Source organism: Actinoplanes sp. NPDC049681, assembly GCF_044465265.1.
In the GTDB taxonomy this organism is placed as follows: domain Bacteria; phylum Actinomycetota; class Actinomycetes; order Mycobacteriales; family Micromonosporaceae; genus Actinoplanes.
The window spans coordinates 727,119-746,226 of record NZ_JBITLP010000004.1; the positions used below are offsets into that span (position 1 = coordinate 727,119).

Here is a 19,108-nt window from a genome sequence, read left to right on the forward strand (position 1 = left end):
GCTGGAGCCTTCGGCGCGCCGGCCGGCGCGTACGTTCCCGTCACGCAGGGAAAGTGCCGCAGCATGACCGTCAACCGTCGGGCCGCCGTGTGCGGAAAGCCGATCGGGCACTCGCTGTCGCCCGTCATTCACGCGGCCGGATTCGCCGCCGTGGGACTCCTCGACTGGTCGTACACGGCCATCGAGTGCGCCGAGGCCGAGTTGCCGCAGCTCGTGGCCGGGCTCGGGCCGGAGTGGGCGGGCCTGTCGCTGACCATGCCGCTCAAGGAGACGGCCCTGACGCTGGCCGCGGAGGCGTCGCCCGTCGCGGTCGCGACCGGTGCCGCGAACACTTTGGTACGCCGTGACGACGGCACCTGGTTCGCGGACAACACCGACGTCCCGGGCATGGTCCGGGTGCTGAGCGACGCCGGCCTGTCCGGGTCCCCGTCCGTCACCGTGCTGGGCGGCGGTGGCACCGCGCGGGCGGCGCTGGCCGCGGCTGCCGCGCTCGGCGCCACCGGGGTGACGGTGGTGACCCGCCGCCCGGAGGCGCGCGCCGAGCTGGCCCCGGCCGCGGCGGCGCTCGGCCTCACGATCGCCGGTGTGGACTGGGCCGACGCGGCGAGCGTGTTCGACGCGGACGCCGTCATCTCGACCGTGCCCAAGGGTGCCGCGGACGGCCTCGCCCTGCGGGTCGCCTGGCGGCCGGGCACCGTGCTCTTCGACGCGATCTACGACCCGTGGCCGACGCCGCTGGCCGCCGCCGCCTCCGCGAACGGGGTGCGGGTGGTGTCCGGCCTCGACCTGTTGCTGGCTCAGGCGCTGGGGCAGTTCGAGCACTTCACCGGCGTACGGCCGGCTCCGGAGGCCGCCATGCGCGAGGCGCTCATCGCGGCCGCCGGCGTGCGGTGAGCAGCACCACCGACAGCAGCGCGACGGCCGCCGACGCCAGGATCGCCACCCCCATGGGCACGCCGCGGCCCGGGTCGCCGAAGCCCATCAGCGGCGCGGCGAGCGCGGCGATCACCGACTGGACGCCGCCCATCAGGGCCGCGGCCGTCCCGGCGCGTTCCGGGTGCCGGTCCAGGGCGAGGGCGGTCGCGTTCGGCGTCACCATGCCGATGGTGCCGACCAGCACGAACAGTCCGGCGATGAGCCCGGCCAGGCTGCCCGCCGAGGCCGCCGCGAGCACCACCGCGCCGGAGAACACCTGTGCGGCCAGCGTCGCCAGCAACAGCCTGCGGGGTGCGACCCGGTCCAGGAGTTTGCCGTTCGCCTGGCTCAGCACGATCAGCCCGCAGGCGTTGACGCCGAACAGGATGCTGAACACCGTGGGGGAGACGCCGTACCCGTCCTGGAGCACGAAGGACGAGCCGGAGATGTAGCTGAACAGGGCCGCGAAGGCGAACGACTGGGCCAGCGTGTAGCCGATGTAGACCCGGTCGGCGGCCAGCACGCGCGCGGTCCGGACGGTGTCGCGCAGGCCGCCGGGGCTGCGCCGCTCCTCGGGGAGGGTCTCCGGGATCCGCCACGCCAGCAGGGCGGTCAGCAGCGTCGCGATGACGCCCAGCGCGACGAAGATGCCGTGCCAGGACGTGACCTTCAGCACGGCGCTGCCGAGGCTCGGCGCGGCGATCGGCGCCACGCCGAAGATCAGCGTCAGGCGGGAGAAGAACTTCGCCGCGGCGACCCCGGAATACAGGTCGCGGACGATGGCGCGGGCCACGACGACGCCGGCGCCGCCGGCGAAGCCCTGCAGGAGCCGGATCGCCGCCAGCAGGGGCGCGCTCGGGGCCAGGGCGCAGAGCAGGGACAGGATCGCGTACGCCCCCACGCCGATCAGCACGGGCCGGCGCCGCCCCCACCGGTCGGTCAGCGGCCCGCACACGAGCTGCCCGAGCGCGAGCCCGATGAGGCAGGTGGTGAGCGACAGCTGCACCTCCGCGGCCGGGACGTGCAGGTCGGCGGCGACGGCCGGGAACGCGGGCAGGTACATGTCCAGCGACAGCGGCCCGATGGCGGTGACGAAGCCGAGCATGACGACCAGTAGCGGCCCGTGCGGCGCCTTGGCGCTCTTCTCGCCGGGGGCGGCGCTGGGCTGGGCGGACACCCGAGGACCATACCTCTGACGTTTGCGGCCGGCGGCGACGGCCGTCACCCGGGTTTCCCGGACGGTCCGGCTGGCGGGACGGCGGTGGCCTGGCGGCGGCCGCGACCGCCTGCATGCCAGACTGTGACTCGTGTTGCGCTGGCTTACCGCAGGTGAATCCCATGGTCCGGCGCTCGTCGCCCTGCTGGAGGGCGTGCCCGCCGGGGTGCGGGTGACGAGCGAGGACATCGGCCGTGATCTGGCCCGCCGCCGCCTGGGCTACGGCCGGGGCGCGCGGATGAAGTTCGAGCAGGACGTCGTCGAGATCATCGGCGGGGTCCGGCACGGGCTCACCCTCGGCAGCCCGGTCGCGATCCGGGTCGGCAACTCGGAGTGGCCCAAGTGGGAGACGGTCATGGCCGCCGACCCGGTCGATCCCGAGGAGCTGGCCGCGCAGGCCCGCAACGCGCCGCTGACCCGGCCCCGCCCCGGCCACGCCGACCTGGCCGGCATGCAGAAGTACGGCCACACCGACGCCCGGCCGATCCTCGAGCGCGCCAGCGCCCGGGAGACCGCGGCCCGCGTCGCCGTCGGCGTGGTGGCGAAGGCGCTGGTCAAGCAGGCGCTGGGCATCGACGTCGTCTCGCACGTCATCGAGCTGGGCTCGGTCGCGGCGAAGGCGGGTCTGATCCCGGCGCCCGAGGACGCGGAACGCATCGACGCCGACCCCCTGCGCTGCCTGGATCCCGAGGCGAGCGCGCGGATGGTGGCCGAGGTGGATGCGGCGAAGAAGGACGCGGACACCCTGGGTGGCATCGTGGAGGTGCTCGCTTACGGCGTACCCCCCGGTCTGGGGTCGCATGTGCAGTGGGACCGCAAGCTGGACGCCCGGCTGGCCACCGCCCTGATGTCCATCCAATCGGTGAAGGGCGTGGAGATCGGCGACGGCTTCACCCAGGCCCGATCGCGCGGCTCGGTCGCGCACGACGAGATCGTCCCGACGCCCGAGGGCGTCAAGCGGATCACCGACCGGGCGGGTGGCCTCGAGGGCGGCATCACCAACGGCGAGAACCTTCGGGTACGCGCGGCACTCAAGCCCATCTCGTCGCTGAACCGGGCACTGCAGACCGTGGACGTGACCACGGGCGAGCCGGCCACCGCGATCAACCAGCGCTCGGACGTCTGCGCGGTGCCCGCGGGTGCGGTGGTCGCCGAGGCGATGGTGGCGCTGGTGCTGGCCGAGGCGGCCACCGAGAAGTTCGGCGGCGACTCGGTGGCGGAGATCCGCCGCAACCTCGCCGGTTACCTCGACAGTCTGCCGATCCGCTGATGGCGCCGGCGGCCGTGTTCGTGGGCCCGCCCGGCGCCGGCAAGACGACGGTCGGTCAGGCCGTCGCGGCCCTGCTGGGCGTCCCGTTCGCCGACACCGACCACCTGATCGAGGAGCGGGCCGGCAAGCCCATCCCGGAGATCTTCTTCGATGACGGCGAGGACGAGTTCCGCCGCCTGGAGCGCGAGACGATCGCCGCGTCGCTCGAGTCCTTCGACGGCGTGCTCGCGCTGGGCGGCGGAGCCATTCTCGACCCCGGCACCCGCGACGCCCTGAGCGCGCACACGGTGGTGTTCCTGTCGGTGGAGCTGTCCGACGCGGTCAAGCGCGTGGGGCTGGGCGCCGGCCGGCCGCTGCTGAGCGTCAACCCTCGCGCGACGTTGAAGTACCTCATGGAGCAGCGCCGCCCGCTCTACGCGTCGGTGGCGACGCACACGGTGAAGACCGACGGGCGCGACCCCGGCGAGATCTCCGCCGAGCTCGTGGAGCTGCTCAAGGCGGGCTAGCCTCCAGCGCGGCGATGCGCTCGATCAGGGGCGCCGATTCCGGGCGTACGGGTCGCCCGCGCGTCGGCTCCCCGGTCCCGCAGCGCGCGGCGCCGGCGGCGCGGGCCCGGTCGGTGACCAGGGACAGCACGGCACTAGCATGCAGGGACGATGGACGACGTCACCCGAATCCCCGTGCCCGGTGAGCGGCCGTACGACGTACTGGTCGGCCGCGGCCTGCTCGGCGCCGTGCCCGGGCTGCTCGAGGGCGCGGTGCGCGCCGCGGTCCTGTATTCCCGGCCCCTCAAGCAGCGTGCCGAGGCGGTGGCCGAGGAGCTCACCGCCGCCGGCATGCGCCCCCTGCCGATCGAGCTGCCCGACGCCGAGGCCGGCAAGACGGCGGAGGTGGCCGCCCGCTGCTGGAACGAGCTGGGGGCGGCCGGCTTCACGCGTACGGACGCGGTCGTGGGCGTCGGCGGGGGAGCGGTCACCGACCTGGCCGGCTTCGTGGCGGCCAGCTGGCTGCGCGGGGTGCGCTGGGTGCCCGTGTCGTCGTCGCTGCTGGGCATGGTCGACGCCGCGGTGGGCGGCAAGACCGGCATCAACACCGCCGCGGGCAAGAACCTGGTGGGTGCGTTCCACCCGCCGGCCGGGGTGCTGTGCGACCTCGAGCTGCTCAGCACGTTGCCCCACGACGACCTGGTCGCCGGCCTCGCCGAGGTGGTCAAGTGCGGCTTCATCGCCGATCCCGCGATCCTCGACCTGGTCGAGCGCGACCCGGCGGCCGCCGCCGATCCCGCCGGTCCCGCGCTGCGTGAGCTGGTCGAGCGCGCCGTCCGGGTGAAGGCCCACGTCGTCGGCGAAGACCTGCGTGAGTCGGGGTTGCGCGAGATCCTCAACTACGGCCACACCCTGGGTCACGCCATCGAGAAGAACGAACGGTACGGCTGGAAGCACGGTCACGCCGTGGCGGTCGGCCTGATCTACGCCGCCGAGCTGGGCCGCCTCACCGGGCGCCTGGACGAGGAGACCGCCGCCCGGCACGCCTCCGTGCTGTCCCTGCTCGGGCTGCCGCGGTCGTACCGCGCCGATGCCTGGGACGACCTGCTGGCGGCGATGCGCGTCGACAAGAAGGCCCGGGCGGACACCCTTCGCTTCGTGGTCCTGGACGGCCTGGCGCGGCCCGGCATCCTCACCGTTTCCGACGAGTCCGTGCTCGCCCGTGCATACCAGGCGGTGGCTTCATGACCCGCGTCTACGTCCTCAACGGGCCCAATCTCGGGCGCCTCGGCACCCGCCAGGTCGACGTGTACGGCCTGACGTCGTACGCCGACCTGGTCAGCCTGTGCGAGGAGACCGGCAAGGACCTCGGGCTGGACGTGGTCGTCCGGCAGACCGACGCCGAGCACGAGATGCTGGGCTGGCTGCACGCGGCGGCCGACGAGCCGGCGCCGGTGGTGCTCAACCCGGGCGCGTGGTCGCACTACTCGTACGCGATCCGCGACGCCTGCGCGATCCTGCGGGCGCCCCTGGTCGAGGTGCACATCTCGAACATCCACGCCCGCGAGGAGTTCCGGCACCATTCGGTGATCTCGGCGGTGGCGACCGGGGTGATCGCGGGCCTCGGCGTCGACGGTTACCGCCTCGCCCTGCGTCACGTCGCGGGACGGCTCTGACCCGATTCGCCGGGTGACGCCGCGCGCCGGTAAACTCCAGCGGTCACCTCTACGTATCAAGATCTCCTCATTCCAAGATCAAGGCAGGACATGGCTTCCACCAACGACCTGAAGAACGGCCTCGTGCTCAACCTCGACGGCGAGCTGTGGGCCGTGGTCGAGTTCCAGCACGTCAAGCCGGGCAAGGGTGGGGCGTTCGTGCGCACCACGCTCAAGAACGTCCTCTCCGGCAAGGTCGTGGACAAGACCTTCAACGCCGGCACCAAGGTCGACACCGCGACGGTCGACAAGCGCACGATGCAGTACCTGTACCAGGACGGCGAGGACTTCGTCTTCATGGACCTGGACACCTTCGACCAGATCACGGTGCCCGGCGGCACGGTCGGCGAGGCGGCCAACTACCTGCTTCCCGAGGCCGAGGCCACGGTGGCGACCCACGAGGGCGTCCCGCTCTACATCGAGCTGCCCACCAGCGTCTTCCTCGAGGTGACCTACACCGAGCCGGGCCTGCAGGGCGACCGCTCGACCGGCGGCACCAAGCCGGCCACCGTCGAGACCGGCGCGACCGTGCAGGTCCCGCTCTTCATCACCACCGGCGAGAAGATCAAGGTCGACACCCGCGACGGCCGTTACCTCGGCCGCAGCTGATGGCCGAGGGCCCCAAGACGCAGATGCCTGCGCGCCGCAAGGCGCGCAAGCGCGCGCTCGACGTCCTCTACGAGGCCGACCTGCGCGACCTGCCGCCGAGCCAGGTGCTCGTCACCTACCTGGACCGGATCGCCAAGCCCCGGCCGGAGCACCTCGACTACACGGTCGGCCTGGTGGAAGGCGTGGCCAAGCACCTGGACCGGATCGACGAGCTGATCGCCAGCTACGCCGAGGGCTGGACCCTGGAGCGCATGCCGGTGGTGGACCGCAACCTGGCCCGCATCGCGGTGTACGAGTTGCTCTACCTGCCGGAGATCGACGACCCGGTCGCCATCACCGAGGCCGTCGAGCTGGCGAAGCAGATGTCCACGGACGACAGCCCCCGATTCCTCAACGGCATCCTCGGCCGCATCGCCGAGTTCGCCACCCGCTGACACTGAGCAGAGCACACAAAAAGCCCGCATCGCGATAGCGATGCGGGCTTCTGTTCGCCTGCTTAACCACCACCTGGTGTAACCGCAACCAGAGTCGGATCGCGCCCGTCGTTGTCGAGGGCGCCGAAACGGACCAGGCGCCTTTTGCCGTGGTCCCTTTCGGTGTCCTCGACAACGACCTCTCGGGCCGCGATCCCGCCGAGCGGCAGCGATGGCCGGCTGGCTCAGCTGGCGAAGAATGCCCGGGGGTCGGCGACCAGGACGCCGGCTTCCGTGAGGCGCTCGATCAAGCCCGACGGGGAGATGTCGTACACGATCGCGAGGGCGCGCAGGTCGTCCGCGCGGATCGAGAGGACGCGGCCGTTGTAGTCGCCGCGCTGCTGCTGGATGGCCCGGGCGTAGCGCGCGACGTAGGCCAGGTCCTCGCCGGCCGCGTCGTACAGCTTCTCCAGGTCCAGCACGATCTTGTTGGTGGCCTCGAGCCGGACACCGCTGCCGTCGGGCAGCAGCTCCGAGACGGGCACGCGGTAGAAGTCGGCCAGTTCGGCCAGACGCGAGACGGTGACGGCACGGTCGCCGCGCTCGTACGAGCCCACCACGACGGCCTTCCAGCGGCCGTTCGACTTCTCCTCCACGCCCTGCAGGGACAGTCCCTGCTGCTGGCGGATGGAGCGCAGGCGGGCACCCAACGACTTGGCGTACTCAGACGGCATTCGGACACTCCAGTACTGTGCTGGCCCGGAGGGTTCTTCCTCCGGATCGCTACGCTGCGTGACGGTACGGAGTTTGCAAGCCCTGGTCAAGTGTCGGTTACCGATGAGTCGCTGAGCCAGGGAGAGAGTTGCCCGCATTCGTCCGTCTGGTCCGTGGGTCGGCCACGTCACCATGGTCACCGCCGCGCTCACTGGTAACGTAGCGTCAGCCATCGGGCGGCCCTTGATCGGGGCCCCCGACCGACATCCTTTAACGACCCGTCCCGTGAGGCGGGGAAGGAGGTCAGCCGTGGCATACCCACGCGCCGACACAGGTTCCGTCAAGATCATTCTTTCGGGGTCCGACCTGCAGCGGGTCGTCGACCGGATCGCTCACCAGATCCTCGAGAAGACGTCCGGTGCCACCGACACCGTCCTGCTCGGCATCCCGACCCGCGGCGTCCCGCTGGCCCGCCGCCTCGCCTCCCGGATCCACGCCTTCGAAGGCATCGACATCCCGGTGGGCGCGCTCGACATCACGCTCTACCGCGACGACCTGAGGCTGCACGCCACCCGGGCGCTCGGCAAGACCGACATCCCCGGCGGCGGCCTCGACGGGCGCCGCGTGATCCTCGTCGACGACGTGCTCTTCTCCGGGCGCACCGTCCGGGCCGCGCTGGACGCGCTCGGCGACGTCGGCCGGCCCAGCTCGGTGCAGCTCGCGGTCCTCGTCGACCGGGGGCACCGCGAACTGCCCATCCGCGCCGACTACGTCGGCAAGAACATCCCCACCGCGCTGGCCGAGAAGGTGCGCGTCTCGCTCGCCGAGACCGACGACGGCGTCGACGAGGTCCGGCTGTCGGGAGAAGCCGCATGATCAAGCACCTGCGTTCCGCCGCGGACCTGGACGCGGACACCGCCACCCTGATCCTCGACACCGCCGCCGAGATGGCCGCCCTGGCCGGCCGTGAGGTCAAGAAGCTGCCGACGCTGCGCGGGCGTACGGTCGTGAACCTCTTCTACGAGGACTCCACGCGTACCCGGATCTCCTTCGAGGCCGCTGCCAAGCGGCTCTCCGCGGACGTCATCAACTTCTCGGCCAAGGGCTCCAGCGTCTCCAAGGGCGAGAGCCTCAAGGACACGGCGCTGACCCTGCAGGCGATGGGCGCCGACGCGGTCGTGATCCGTCATCCGGCCTCAGGCGCCCCGCACCGGCTCGCGTCCTGGGTGGACGGTTCCGTGATCAACGCCGGCGACGGCACCCACGAGCACCCGACGCAGGCGCTGCTGGACGCGTACACGATGCGCTCGCGGCTCGGGAAGATCGACGGCCTGAACGTCGCGATCGTGGGTGACGTCCTTCACAGCCGGGTCGCCCGCTCCAACGTTCTGCTGCTCACGACCCTCGGCGCCAAGGTCACGCTGGTCGGTCCGCCGACCCTCATCCCCGTCGACATCGCCGCCGCCCTCTCGCCCGAGACTGAGCTTGCCCGCGGCGGAAAACCGAAAGAAACCCGAGCAGAAGTGTCGTACGACCTCGATAGCGTCCTGCCCGAGATGGACGTCGTGATGATGCTGCGGGTGCAGACCGAGCGGATGCAGGACTCTTACTTCCCCTCCGCGCGGGAATACAGCCGCCGCTACGGCCTCGACGCTCCGCGCATGCGCAAGCTGCCGGAGCACGCGATCGTCATGCACCCCGGTCCGATGAACCGGGGCATGGAGATCGCGCCGGAGGTGGCCGACTCGTCGCGCTCCACGATCGTCGAACAGGTCGCCAACGGCGTCAGCGCGCGGATGGCGGTTCTCTACCTCTTGCTGGGAGGCAAGGCGTGACCTCGTACCTGATCAAGGGTGTCTCCGTCCTGGGCGGCGACCCGACCGACCTGCTGATCCGCGACGGGGTGGTCGCCGAGGGCCGCGGCAAGGCCGACGAGACGATCGACGCCGACGGGCTGGTCGCCCTGCCCGGCCTGGTCGACCTGCACACCCACCTGCGCGAGCCGGGCCGTGAGGACGCCGAGACGGTCGAGACCGGCTCCCGCGCGGCGGCCCTGGGCGGCTACACCGCGGTCTTCGCGATGGCGAACACCTCGCCGGTGGCCGACACCGCCGGCGTGGTCGAGCAGGTCTGGCGGCTCGGCCGCGAGGCCGGCCTGGTGGACGTGCAGCCGATCGGCGCGGTCACCGTGGGCCTGGCCGGCAAGCAGCTCGCCGAGCTGGGCGCGATGGCGACCTCCGCGGCGAACGTGCGGATCTTCTCCGACGACGGCCACTGCGTCGCCGACCCCCGGCTCATGCGCCGCGCGCTGGAGTACGTGAAGGCGTTCGACGGCATCATCGCGCAGCACGCCGAGGAGCCGCGGCTCACCGAGGGCGCGCAGATGCACGAGGGCGAGGTGTCGACCCGGCTCGGGCTGACCGGCTGGCCCGCGGTCGCCGAGGAGGCGATCATCGCCCGGGACGTGCTGCTCGCCGAGCACGTGGGCAGCCGCCTGCACGTCTGCCACGTCTCCACGGCGGGATCGGTCGAGGTGCTGCGGCACGCCAAGGCCCGGGGCGTCCGGGTGACCGCCGAGGTGACCCCGCACCACCTGCTGCTCACCGACGAGCTCGCCGCCAGCTACGACCCCGTCTACAAGGTCAACCCGCCGCTGCGCACCGAGGCCGACGTGCGGGCGCTGCGGCAGGCCCTCATCGACGGGGTCATCGACATCGTGGCCACCGACCACGCACCGCACGCCGTGGAGGACAAGGAGTGCGAGTGGGCGTACGCGCGCCCCGGCATGGTCGGCCTGGAGACCGCCCTGCCGGTCGTCCTCAGTGTCCTAAGCGATCTGAGCCCCGATCATCGATGGGAGCTGATCGCCGAGCGCATGTCCCGCGCCCCGGCCCGGATCGCGGGCCTCACCGGGCACGGCACCGACCTCACCGCCGGCTCGCCGGCCAACCTCACGCTGGTGGACCCGTCCGCCCGCCGGGTCGTGGACCCGGCCGAGCTGGCGAGCCGCAGCCGCAACACACCGTACGCGGGCACCACCCTGCCGGGTCGCATCGTCGCGACCTTCCTCCGGGGAGAGCCGACAGTCCTGGACGGGAAGGCCGTCAAGTGAAACCAGCCGTTCTTGTGCTCGAAGACGGGCGCACCTTCAGCGGAACCTCCTACGGCGCCGAAGGGGAGACCTTCGGTGAGGCCGTGTTCACCACCGGCATGACCGGTTACCAGGAAACCCTCACCGATCCCTCCTATCACCGCCAGGTGGTCATCCAGACCGCGCCGCAGATCGGCAACACCGGCGTCAACGACGAGGACGACGAGTCGAGCAGGATCTGGGTCGCCGGCTACGTCGTCCGTGACCCGGCGCGCCGGCCCTCCAACTGGCGTGCGACCGGCGACCTCGGCGAGCGCCTGGCGGCCGAGGGCGTGGTCGGCATCAGCGGCGTCGACACCCGGGCGCTGACCCGCCACCTGCGCTCGCGCGGCGCCATGCGGGTCGGCATCTCGACCGTCGACCTCGACCCGGCCTCGCTGCTGCAGCGGGTCCAGGCGGCGCCCGAGATGCTCGGCGCCGACCTGTCCGCGGAGGTCACCACCCCCGAGCGCTACACCGTCGAGGCCGTCGGCGAGCACCGGTACACGGTCGCCGCCCTCGACCTCGGCATCAAGCGCAACGTCTCGCGCCGGCTGGCCGAGCGTGGCGTGACCACGCACATCTTCCCGGCCACGTCGTCCATCGAGGACCTGCTGGCCGTCAGCCCCGACGCGGTCTTCCTCTCCCCGGGCCCGGGCGACCCGGCCACCGCGGACGGGCCGGTCGCGCTCGCCCGCGCGGTGCTGTCGCGGCGGGTGCCGCTGTTCGGCATCTGCTTCGGCAGCCAGATCCTGGGCCGGGCGCTCGGCTTCGGCACCTACAAGCTCGGGTACGGCCACCGCGGCATCAACCAGCCGGTGTTCGACAAGACCACCGGCAAGGTCGAGGTGACCAGTCACAACCACGGGTTCGCGGTCGACGCGCCGCTCAACACCGTGATCGACACCGACTTCGGCGGCGTCGAGGTCTCGCACGTCTGCCTCAACGACAACGTGGTCGAGGGCTTGCGGGCGCTCGAGGTGCCCGCTTTCACCGTCCAGTACCACCCCGAGGCGGCCGCAGGCCCGCACGATGCGGACTACCTGTTCGACCGGTTTGTGGAGCTCGTCGAGAAGGTGGATGCCTGATGCCGAAGCGCACCGATCTGCAGCACGTGATGGTGATCGGCTCCGGCCCGATCGTCATCGGCCAGGCCTGCGAGTTCGACTACTCGGGCACCCAGGCCTGCCGGGTCCTGCGCGCCGAGGGGCTGCGCGTCTCCCTGGTCAACTCCAACCCCGCGACGATCATGACGGACCCGGAGTTCGCCGACGCGACGTACGTCGAGCCGATCACCCCGGAGTTCGTCGAGCTGGTCATCGCCCGCGAGCGCCCCGACGCCATCCTGCCCACCCTGGGCGGCCAGACCGCGCTGAACACCGCGGTCGCCCTGCACGAGAACGGCGTGCTCGACAAGTACGGCGTCGAGCTGATCGGCGCCAACATCGACGCCATCCGCCGCGGCGAGGACCGGCAGCTGTTCAAGGACATCGTCGCCAAGGCCGGCGGCGAGACCCCGCGCAGCCGCGTGTGCCACTCGATGGACGAGGTCAAGGCCACCGTCGCCGAGCTGGGCCTGCCGGTCGTCATCCGGCCGTCGTTCACCATGGGCGGGCTCGGCTCCGGCATGGCGCACACCGACGAGGACCTCGAGCGCATCGCCGGCGCCGGCCTCGCCGCCTCCCCGGTGCACGAGGTGCTCATCGAGGAGAGCGTGCTCGGCTGGAAGGAGTACGAGCTCGAGCTGATGCGCGACAAGCACGACAACGTCGTGGTCGTCTGCTCGATCGAGAACCTCGACCCGATGGGCGTGCACACCGGCGACAGCGTCACCGTGGCCCCCGCCATGACCCTCACCGACCGCGAGTACCAGCGCCTGCGCGACCTGGGCATCGCGGTGCTGCGCGAGGTGGGCGTCGACACCGGCGGCTGCAACATCCAGTTCGCGATCAACCCGGACAACGGCCGGCTGGTCGTCATCGAGATGAACCCGCGGGTCTCGCGCTCGTCCGCGCTGGCCTCCAAGGCCACCGGCTTCCCGATCGCGAAGATCGCCGCGAAGCTGGCCATCGGCTACACCCTCGACGAGATCCCCAACGACATCACGCTCAAGACTCCGGCCGCCTTCGAGCCGGCGCTCGACTACGTGGTGGTGAAGATCCCGAGGTTCGCCTTCGAGAAGTTCCCCGCCGCCGACGGCGAGCTGACCACCACGATGAAGTCGGTCGGCGAGGCGATGAGCCTGGGCCGCAACTTCGCCGAGGCGCTCAACAAGGCGATGCGCTCGATGGAGACCAAGGCCGCCGGCTTCTGGACCGCACCGTCCTTCGAGGACCGCGACGAGGCGCTGGCGGCACTGCGCGTCCCGCACGACGGCCGCCTCTACACCGTGGAAGCCGCGCTGCGCCTGGGTGCGAGCGTCGAGCAGGTGCACGAGGCCAGCGGCCGCATCGACCCGTGGTTCCTCGACGAGATCAAGGCCCTGGTGGACCTGCGCGAGGAGATCCTCTCGGCGCCGGTGCTCGACGAGACGCTGCTGCGCCGCGCCAAGCGCAGCGGGCTGTCCGACCGCCAGCTCGCCGCGCTGCGTCCCGAGCTGGCCGGCGAGGACGGGGTACGCACGCTGCGCCACCGGCTCGGCGTCCGGCCCGTCTACAAGACCGTGGACACCTGCGCGGCCGAGTTCGAGGCGCAGACGCCGTACCACTACTCGACGTACGACGAGGAGACCGAGGTGGCGCCCTCGGACCGGCCCAAGGTGCTGATCCTCGGCTCCGGCCCGAACCGGATCGGCCAGGGCATCGAGTTCGACTACTCGTGCGTGCACGCGGTCATGGCGCTCAAGGGCCAGTACGAGACCGTCATGGTCAACTGCAACCCGGAGACCGTCTCCACCGACTACGACACCGCCGACCGGCTCTACTTCGAGCCGCTGACCTTCGAGGACGTGCTCGAGGTCTTCCACTCCGAGGACGCGTCCGGCAAGGCGGCGGGCGGTCCCGGCGTGGTCGGGGTGATCGTGCAGCTCGGCGGTCAGACGCCGCTCGGCCTCGCCCGGCGGCTCAAGGCGGCGGGCGTGCCCATCGTCGGCACCTCGCCCGAGTCCATCGACCTGGCCGAGGACCGGGGCGCCTTCGGCGCGGTGCTCGCCAAGGCCGGCCTGCGCTCGCCCGCGCACGGCACCGCCACCTCCTTCGAGGAGGCCAAGGCGATCGCCGACGAGATCGGCTACCCGGTGCTGGTCCGGCCGTCGTACGTGCTCGGCGGCCGCGGCATGGAGATCGTGTACGACGAGCCGACCCTCGCCGACTACATCGCCCGCGCCACCGAGATCTCGCCGGACCACCCGGTCCTCGTCGACAGCTTCCTCGACGACGCGATCGAGATCGACGTGGACGCGCTCTGCGACGCCACCGGCGAGGTCTACCTGGGCGGCGTCATGGAGCACATCGAGGAGGCCGGCATCCACTCCGGCGACTCCTCGTGCTCGCTGCCGCCGGTGACCCTGGCCGGATCGCACCTGGCCGAGGTCCGGCGCTACACCGAGGCGATCGCCCGCGGTGTCGGCGTGCGCGGGCTGCTCAACGTCCAGTACGCGCTCAAGGACGACGCCCTGTACGTGCTCGAGGCCAACCCGCGCGCGTCCCGGACGGTGCCGTTCGTCTCCAAGGCGACGGCGGTGCCACTGGCCAAGGCGGCGGCCCGGATCATGCTCGGTGCCACGGTCCAGGAGCTGCGCGAAGAAGGTCTGCTGCTGCGTACCCGCGACGGCGGCGAGACGCCGGCGAACGCACCCATCGCGGTCAAGGAGGCGGTGCTGCCGTTCAAGCGGTTCCGCACCCCGGCCGGCAAGGGCGTGGACAGCCTGCTCGGGCCCGAGATGAAGTCGACCGGCGAGGTCATGGGCATCGACCCCGGCTTCGGCCCGGCGTTCGCCAAGTCGCAGGCCGCGGCGTACGGGTCGCTGCCGACCAGCGGCAAGGTCTTCGTCTCGGTGGCCAACCGGGACAAGCGCTCGATGATCTTCCCGATCAAGCGCCTCGCCGACCTCGGCTTCGAGATCGTGACCACCGCGGGCACCGGCGAGGTGCTGCGCCGGCACGGCATCACGTGCGAGATCGTGCCGAAGCACTTCGAGAGTCCCGGCCGCAACGCGGTGGCGCTGATCGGGGCGGGTGAGATCGCCCTGATCATCAACACCCCGCAGGGCTCGGGGGCGAGTGCCCGCTCCGACGGCTACGAGATCCGCAGCGCCGCGGTCACGTACGACATCCCGAGCATCACGACGGTGCCGGGTGCGGCCGCCGCGGTGATGGGCATCGAGGCGCTCATGCGCGGCGACATGTCCGTACGCCCGCTCCAGGAGCTGCACGCCTCGCTGCGGGAGACCGAGTGACGATCTTCGAGACCGCCGTCCGCCCGGTGCTCTTCCGGGTGGGCGGCGGCGACGCGGAGACCGCGCACGAGTTCACCCTGCGGCGGCTGGCCGGGCTCGGCGCCGGCACCCGGGCCCTGCTGCGCCGCCGGTACGCCGTCAGCGCGCCGGTCGAGCTCTTCGGCGTGCGCTTCCCCAACCCCATCGGCCTCGCCGCCGGGATGGACAAGAACGGGGTGGCGCTGCCGGCGTGGCCCGCGCTCGGGTTCGGCTTCGTCGAGGTCGGCACGGTCACCGCCAAGGCGCAGCCGGGCAACGACAAGCCCCGGCTGTTCCGGCTGCGCGACAGCGAGGCCGTGATCAACCGGATGGGCTTCAACAACGCGGGTGCCGCGGCGCTCGCCGACCGGCTGAAGGCCCTGGGCCCGCTGGGCATCCCGCTCGGGGTGTCGCTCGGCAAGTCGAAGGTGACGCCGCTCGAGGAGGCGGTCCAGGACTACCTGACCTCCTACGAGCTGCTGCACCCGTACGCGGACTACATCGCGGTCAACGTCTCCTCGCCGAACACGCCTGGCCTGCGGACCTTGCAGGACAAGTCGGCTGTCGCCGCGCTGCTCGGTGCGCTGGTCGGCAAGACGCCGGTGCTGGTGAAGATCGCTCCGGACCTCGCCGAGCCCGCGATCGCGGAACTTCTGGAGGTCTGCCTCGCGTACGGCGCCGCCGGGGTGATCGCCACCAACACGACGCTGAGCCGCGACGGGGTGGCCGCCGCCGACCAGCCGCGGGCGGGGGAGGCCGGTGGGTTGTCCGGGCGGCCGCTCACCGAGCGGGCCCGCAAGATCGTCCACTTCGTTCACGAGGAGACCGGCGGCCGGCTGCCGATCATCGGCGTGGGCGGCATCGTGGAGCCCGACGACGCGACCCGGATGTTCGACGCGGGCGCGTCGCTCGTGCAGCTCTACACCGGCTTCATCTACCGGGGCCCGGCGCTGGTCAGGGCGGCGGCCAGGGCCCGCCGATGAACCTGCTCGCGCTCGACCGGGCCCATGTGTGGCATCCGTACGGGCCCATGCCCGGGCGGGCCGAGCCGTACGTCGTCGACAGCGCCGAGGGCGTCCGTCTGCGGCTGGCCGACGGCCGTGAGCTGATCGACGGCATGTCGTCGTGGTGGGCGGCGATCCACGGCTACCGCCACCCCGTGCTCGACGCCGCACTGGCCGGCCAGGCCGGCCGGATGAGCCACGTGATGTTCGGCGGCCTCACCCACGCGCCCGCGGTCGAGCTCTGCCGCACCCTGGTGGAGCTCACCCCGGACGGGCTGGAACACGTCTTCCTCGCCGACTCCGGCTCGGTCGGGGTCGAGGTGGCGATCAAGATGGCGCTCCAGGCCCAGCTGGGTGGCGGGCGTCCCGGCCGGCGCCGGCTGGCCACGTGGCGCGGCGGCTACCACGGCGACACGTTCCACCCGATGAGCGTCTGCGACCCGGTCGGCGGCATGCACTCGCTGTGGACCGGCGTGCTGCCCGCCCAGGTCTTCGCCGGGGCGCCGCCGGCCGGCTACGACGAGGCCTATGCCGCGGAGCTCGCCGGGATGGTCGAACGGCACGCCGACGAGCTCGCCGCGGTGATCGTCGAGCCGGTCGTGCAGGGCGCGGGCGGGATGCGGTTCCACCATCCGGAGTACCTGCGGGTGCTGCGGGAGGTGACGGCGGCCCACGGGGTGCTCCTGATCTTCGACGAGATCGCCACCGGCTTCGGGCGTACGGGTGAGCTGTTCGCCGCCGGCCACGCCGGGGTGACGCCCGACATCATGTGCCTGGGCAAGGCGCTGACCGGGGGTTACCTGACCCTCGCCGCGACGTTGTGCACGACCGCCGTCGCCCGTGCCGTCAGCGCGAGCAGCGCGGGCGGGCTGGCGCACGGGCCCACCTTCATGGGCAACCCGCTCGCGTGCGCCGTGGCGAACGCCTCCATCGGCCTGCTGACGGCCCAGGACTGGCGGGGCCGGGTGACGGGCATCGAGCGGGCCCTGCGCGCCGGTCTGGAGCCGCTGAGCCGCGCGCCCGGCGTTGCCGACGTGCGCGTCCTCGGCGCGATCGGTGTCGTGCAGCTCGACCACGACGTCGACATCCCCAAGGCCACCGCCGCCGCGGTCGAGGCCGGCGTCTGGCTGCGGCCGTTCCGGGACCTGATCTACACCATGCCGCCGTACGTGGCGAGCGACGCCGATGTCGCCTCTATTACCCGAGGAATCGCCGCCGCGGTGTCCGCCACCTGACACGAAAGGGAATCACCCCGATGGAGACCTTCGGACGTCGGCTGCGTGCCGCCATGGACGCCAGGGGCCCGCTGTGCGTCGGTATCGATCCCCACGCCGCCCTGCTGGCGCAGTGGGGCCTCTCGGACGACGTCGCCGGCCTGGAACGCTTCGCCTTTACGGTTGTCGAAGCACTGGCCGATCGGGTCGCTGTCCTGAAGCCGCAGTCGGCCTTTTTCGAGAGATTTGGATCACGTGGCGTCGCGATCCTTGAGTCAATTATCCGACAGTCACGGGAGGCCGGTGCGCTGGTCCTTCTCGACGTGAAACGGGGCGACATCGGGTCCACGATGGCCGCTTACGCGAGTGCGTATCTGGATCCGCACAGTTCTCTCTGTGCCGACGCGATTACTGTGAGTCCCTATCTCGGCGTCGGCTCTTTGCGGCCGGCATTCGACACGGCGGCCGCGAACGGGGCCGGTGTCTTCGTCCTCGCGCTGACCTCAAACCCGGAGGGGCCGGCCGTCCAACACGCGCGCGCGGCCGGCGGCCGGACCGTCGCGCAGACCGTGATCGACGAGATTTCCCAGCTCAACAGGGGTGCGACCGGCCTCGGAAGCTTCGGCCTCGTGGTCGGCGCGACGATCGGCGAGACCGGGCACGACCTCTCGGAGGTCAACGGTCCGCTGCTCGCTCCGGGCCTCGGGGCGCAGGGCGGCGACCCCGCGGGGCTCAAGGCGATCTTCGGCGAGAGCCTGCGGAACGTGCTGCCGTCGTACTCACGGGAGGTTCTGTCGGCGGGCCCCGATCCGGCCGCCCTGCGGGCCGCGGCGGACCGTGCGGAGGCCGCCTGCCGGGCCGTGATCGGGTGAAACGGCCTGCTTACCAGGCCCGGTGGCAGGCGGGTGGGGGGTACCCCCACGTTGCCGAAAGCGCCGTTGACCGCTAGTTTTCCCGGCGCCGGGAACCACATGCCCCTTTGGTTCCCTGGCACACCACGTTTCACAGAAGCGCCGGTATTGAACTACCAGCGCGATAGGGACCTGAGGAGAACTGGTGCCGCTCCCGTCACTGAGCCCCGAGCAGCGTGCAGCCGCGTTGGAGAAGGCCGCGGAGATTCGCAAGGCCCGGGCCGAGCTGAAGGATCAGCTCAAGTCTGGCAAGACCACCCTCGCCGCCGTGCTCGACCGGGCCGAGGGCGACGACGTCGTCGGCAAGCTGAAGGTCTCGGCCGTGCTCCAGGCGCTGCCGGGCATCGGCAAGATCCGGGCCACCCAGATCATGGAGAAGCTCAAGATCGCCGACAGCCGTCGCCTTCGTGGCCTCGGCGAGCAGCAGCGTAAGGCCCTCCTGGGGGAGTTCGCTGCGAACTGACTCACCGGCTCGTGTAGGAATGAGCCGTGAGCATGGATGACGACGCGCGCCCGGCAGCCCGACTCACCGTCCTGTCCGGCCCCTCGGGGGTGGGCAAGGACAGCGTGATCGAGCTGATCCGGGCGCGCTCGCCATGGATCAAGCTGTCGGTGTCGGTGACGACCCGCAAGAAACGCGACTACGAGACCGACGGTGAGCATTACCACTTCGTCACCCGTTCGGAGTTCCAGCGCCTGATCGACGGTGACCAGCTCCTCGAATGGGCGGAGTTCGCCGGAAACCTCTACGGCACCCCCCGCGCGCAGGTCGAGGGCTGGCTGTCGCAGGGCCGGCCGGTGCTGCTGAAGATCGATCTGAACGGTGCCCGGCAGGTGCGCGCCATGATGCCCGAGGCCCAGCTGGTGTTCCTGGCCCCGCCCAGCGTCGAGGAGCTCCGCCGCCGCCTGGTCGGCCGCGGCACCGACGACGAGGAGACCATCCGCCGCCGCCTCCAGCATGCGGACGAGGAGCTGGCCGCCGAGAAGGAGTTCGACCGTACGGTCGTCAACGACTTCGTCGAGCGGGCCGCCGACGAGCTGGTAGGATTGCTCGGTTCGTCCTTCCTGACCCCAGCGCAAGCTCCAGAATCTTGAGCT

At 71.5% G+C, this 19,108-nt stretch carries 20 protein-coding genes; 17 read left to right on the forward strand and 3 right to left on the reverse strand.

Annotated features, from left to right (window positions below; translation table 11 throughout):
- Positions 1-63: 63 nt before the first annotated feature.
- Positions 64-894, forward strand: a complete 831-nt coding sequence (locus tag ACIBO8_RS17800) for a shikimate dehydrogenase (RefSeq protein WP_396116304.1) — start codon at positions 64-66, stop codon at positions 892-894.
- On the opposite strand, the gene ACIBO8_RS17805 is transcribed toward ACIBO8_RS17800, so the two are convergent.
- On the reverse strand, positions 869-2,020 hold the full coding sequence (locus ACIBO8_RS17805; protein ID WP_396116401.1) for a multidrug effflux MFS transporter: 1,152 nt from the start codon (positions 2,018-2,020) through the stop codon (positions 869-871). The two genes, ACIBO8_RS17800 and ACIBO8_RS17805, sit on opposite strands and share 26 nt — an antisense overlap.
- Positions 2,021-2,222: 202 nt before the next feature.
- Between ACIBO8_RS17805 and aroC the strand changes: the two genes are divergently transcribed.
- Together aroC and ACIBO8_RS17815 are read left to right on the forward strand one after the other, a co-directional pair.
- Complete coding sequence (gene aroC, locus ACIBO8_RS17810) at positions 2,223-3,401, forward strand: chorismate synthase (RefSeq protein ID WP_396116305.1); 1,179 nt, start codon at positions 2,223-2,225, stop codon at positions 3,399-3,401.
- The gene (locus tag ACIBO8_RS17815) at positions 3,401-3,907 is read left to right on the forward strand and encodes a shikimate kinase (protein WP_396116306.1); all 507 of its coding nucleotides are present in this window, start codon (positions 3,401-3,403) and stop codon (positions 3,905-3,907) included. The genes aroC and ACIBO8_RS17815 overlap by 1 nt, the downstream gene beginning before the upstream one ends.
- Here ACIBO8_RS17815 and ACIBO8_RS17820 read toward each other — a convergent pair.
- On the reverse strand, positions 3,894-4,037 hold the full coding sequence (locus ACIBO8_RS17820; RefSeq protein WP_396116307.1) for a hypothetical protein: 144 nt from the start codon (positions 4,035-4,037) through the stop codon (positions 3,894-3,896). The genes ACIBO8_RS17815 and ACIBO8_RS17820 overlap by 14 nt on opposite strands.
- 20 nt (positions 4,038-4,057) lie before the next feature.
- Here ACIBO8_RS17820 and aroB point away from each other — a divergent pair, with 20 nt between their 5' ends.
- The 4 genes from aroB to nusB all read left to right on the forward strand — a co-directional run bounded on the left by aroB (position 4,058) and on the right by nusB (position 6,644).
- On the forward strand, positions 4,058-5,134 hold the full coding sequence (gene aroB / locus ACIBO8_RS17825; RefSeq protein WP_396116308.1) for a 3-dehydroquinate synthase: 1,077 nt from the start codon (positions 4,058-4,060) through the stop codon (positions 5,132-5,134).
- Positions 5,131-5,562 (forward strand): type II 3-dehydroquinate dehydratase, encoded by a 432-nt coding sequence (gene aroQ / locus ACIBO8_RS17830; RefSeq protein ID WP_396116309.1) that lies wholly within the window; start codon positions 5,131-5,133, stop codon positions 5,560-5,562. Before aroB ends, aroQ begins: the two co-directional genes overlap by 4 nt.
- 90 nt (positions 5,563-5,652) lie before the next feature.
- Positions 5,653-6,210 carry an elongation factor P gene (gene efp, locus ACIBO8_RS17835; RefSeq protein WP_249612403.1) on the forward strand — a complete coding sequence of 186 codons (558 nt, stop codon included), beginning with the start codon at positions 5,653-5,655 and terminating at the stop codon, positions 6,208-6,210.
- A gap of 23 nt (positions 6,211-6,233) precedes the next feature.
- Positions 6,234-6,644, forward strand: coding sequence for a transcription antitermination factor NusB (gene nusB / locus ACIBO8_RS17840; RefSeq protein ID WP_396116402.1), 411 nt, complete (start codon positions 6,234-6,236; stop codon positions 6,642-6,644).
- 224 nt (positions 6,645-6,868) lie between these two features.
- Here nusB and ACIBO8_RS17845 read toward each other — a convergent pair whose 3' ends face one another.
- A complete protein-coding gene (locus ACIBO8_RS17845; RefSeq protein WP_071807762.1) occupies positions 6,869-7,357 on the reverse strand; it encodes a transcriptional regulator in 489 nt (162 codons plus the stop codon).
- A 289-nt stretch (positions 7,358-7,646) separates the two neighbouring features.
- Between ACIBO8_RS17845 and pyrR the strand changes: the two genes are divergently transcribed.
- From pyrR to gmk, 10 genes are all read left to right on the forward strand, one after another.
- Positions 7,647-8,213 carry a bifunctional pyr operon transcriptional regulator/uracil phosphoribosyltransferase PyrR gene (gene pyrR, locus ACIBO8_RS17850; RefSeq protein ID WP_396116310.1) on the forward strand — a complete coding sequence of 189 codons (567 nt, stop codon included), beginning with the start codon at positions 7,647-7,649 and terminating at the stop codon, positions 8,211-8,213.
- Positions 8,210-9,172, forward strand: a complete 963-nt coding sequence (locus ACIBO8_RS17855; protein ID WP_396116311.1) for an aspartate carbamoyltransferase catalytic subunit — start codon at positions 8,210-8,212, stop codon at positions 9,170-9,172. Before pyrR ends, ACIBO8_RS17855 begins: the two co-directional genes overlap by 4 nt.
- Positions 9,169-10,449: a dihydroorotase gene (locus tag ACIBO8_RS17860; RefSeq protein ID WP_396116312.1), complete on the forward strand. Its 1,281-nt coding sequence runs from the start codon at positions 9,169-9,171 to the stop codon at positions 10,447-10,449. Before ACIBO8_RS17855 ends, ACIBO8_RS17860 begins: the two co-directional genes overlap by 4 nt.
- A complete protein-coding gene (carA, locus tag ACIBO8_RS17865) occupies positions 10,446-11,555 on the forward strand; it encodes a glutamine-hydrolyzing carbamoyl-phosphate synthase small subunit (protein WP_396116313.1) in 1,110 nt (369 codons plus the stop codon). The genes ACIBO8_RS17860 and carA overlap by 4 nt, the downstream gene beginning before the upstream one ends.
- Positions 11,555-14,863, forward strand: coding sequence for a carbamoyl-phosphate synthase large subunit (gene carB, locus ACIBO8_RS17870; protein WP_396116314.1), 3,309 nt, complete (start codon positions 11,555-11,557; stop codon positions 14,861-14,863). The genes carA and carB overlap by 1 nt, the downstream gene beginning before the upstream one ends.
- Entirely contained in the window at positions 14,860-15,864 is a 1,005-nt protein-coding gene (locus ACIBO8_RS17875; protein WP_396116315.1) for a quinone-dependent dihydroorotate dehydrogenase, read from the forward strand. Before carB ends, ACIBO8_RS17875 begins: the two co-directional genes overlap by 4 nt.
- Entirely contained in the window at positions 15,861-17,120 is a 1,260-nt protein-coding gene (locus ACIBO8_RS17880) for an adenosylmethionine--8-amino-7-oxononanoate transaminase (protein WP_396116316.1), read from the forward strand. Before ACIBO8_RS17875 ends, ACIBO8_RS17880 begins: the two co-directional genes overlap by 4 nt.
- A gap of 20 nt (positions 17,121-17,140) precedes the next feature.
- A complete protein-coding gene (gene pyrF / locus ACIBO8_RS17885) occupies positions 17,141-17,971 on the forward strand; it encodes an orotidine-5'-phosphate decarboxylase (RefSeq protein WP_396116317.1) in 831 nt (276 codons plus the stop codon).
- A 184-nt stretch (positions 17,972-18,155) separates the two neighbouring features.
- Positions 18,156-18,473, forward strand: a complete 318-nt coding sequence (gene mihF, locus ACIBO8_RS17890; protein ID WP_071807771.1) for an integration host factor, actinobacterial type — start codon at positions 18,156-18,158, stop codon at positions 18,471-18,473.
- 32 nt (positions 18,474-18,505) lie between these two features.
- Complete coding sequence (gene gmk / locus ACIBO8_RS17895; protein ID WP_396116318.1) at positions 18,506-19,105, forward strand: guanylate kinase; 600 nt, start codon at positions 18,506-18,508, stop codon at positions 19,103-19,105.
- Positions 19,106-19,108: the final 3 nt, after the last annotated feature.

Excerpts from the sequence above, each read along its gene's own strand:
- ACIBO8_RS17805 (WP_396116401.1), bottom strand. The coding sequence starts at position 2,020 with ATGCTCGGCTTCGTCACCGCCATCGGGCCGCTGTCGCTGGACATGTAC.
- nusB (WP_396116402.1), top strand. The coding sequence starts at position 6,234 with ATGCCTGCGCGCCGCAAGGCGCGCAAGCGCGCGCTCGACGTCCTCTAC.
- carB (WP_396116314.1), top strand. The coding sequence starts at position 11,555 with ATGCCGAAGCGCACCGATCTGCAGCACGTGATGGTGATCGGCTCCGGC.
- efp (WP_249612403.1), top strand. The coding sequence starts at position 5,653 with ATGGCTTCCACCAACGACCTGAAGAACGGCCTCGTGCTCAACCTCGAC.
- ACIBO8_RS17880 (WP_396116316.1), top strand. The coding sequence starts at position 15,861 with ATGAACCTGCTCGCGCTCGACCGGGCCCATGTGTGGCATCCGTACGGG.
- pyrF (WP_396116317.1), top strand. The coding sequence starts at position 17,141 with ATGGAGACCTTCGGACGTCGGCTGCGTGCCGCCATGGACGCCAGGGGC.
- ACIBO8_RS17845 (WP_071807762.1), bottom strand. The coding sequence starts at position 7,357 with ATGCCGTCTGAGTACGCCAAGTCGTTGGGTGCCCGCCTGCGCTCCATC.
- ACIBO8_RS17815 (WP_396116306.1), top strand. The coding sequence starts at position 3,401 with ATGGCGCCGGCGGCCGTGTTCGTGGGCCCGCCCGGCGCCGGCAAGACG.
- ACIBO8_RS17855 (WP_396116311.1), top strand. The coding sequence starts at position 8,210 with ATGATCAAGCACCTGCGTTCCGCCGCGGACCTGGACGCGGACACCGCC.
- aroB (WP_396116308.1), top strand. The coding sequence starts at position 4,058 with ATGGACGACGTCACCCGAATCCCCGTGCCCGGTGAGCGGCCGTACGAC.
- aroQ (WP_396116309.1), top strand. The coding sequence starts at position 5,131 with ATGACCCGCGTCTACGTCCTCAACGGGCCCAATCTCGGGCGCCTCGGC.
- ACIBO8_RS17800 (WP_396116304.1), top strand. The coding sequence starts at position 64 with ATGACCGTCAACCGTCGGGCCGCCGTGTGCGGAAAGCCGATCGGGCAC.
- gmk (WP_396116318.1), top strand. The coding sequence starts at position 18,506 with ATGGATGACGACGCGCGCCCGGCAGCCCGACTCACCGTCCTGTCCGGC.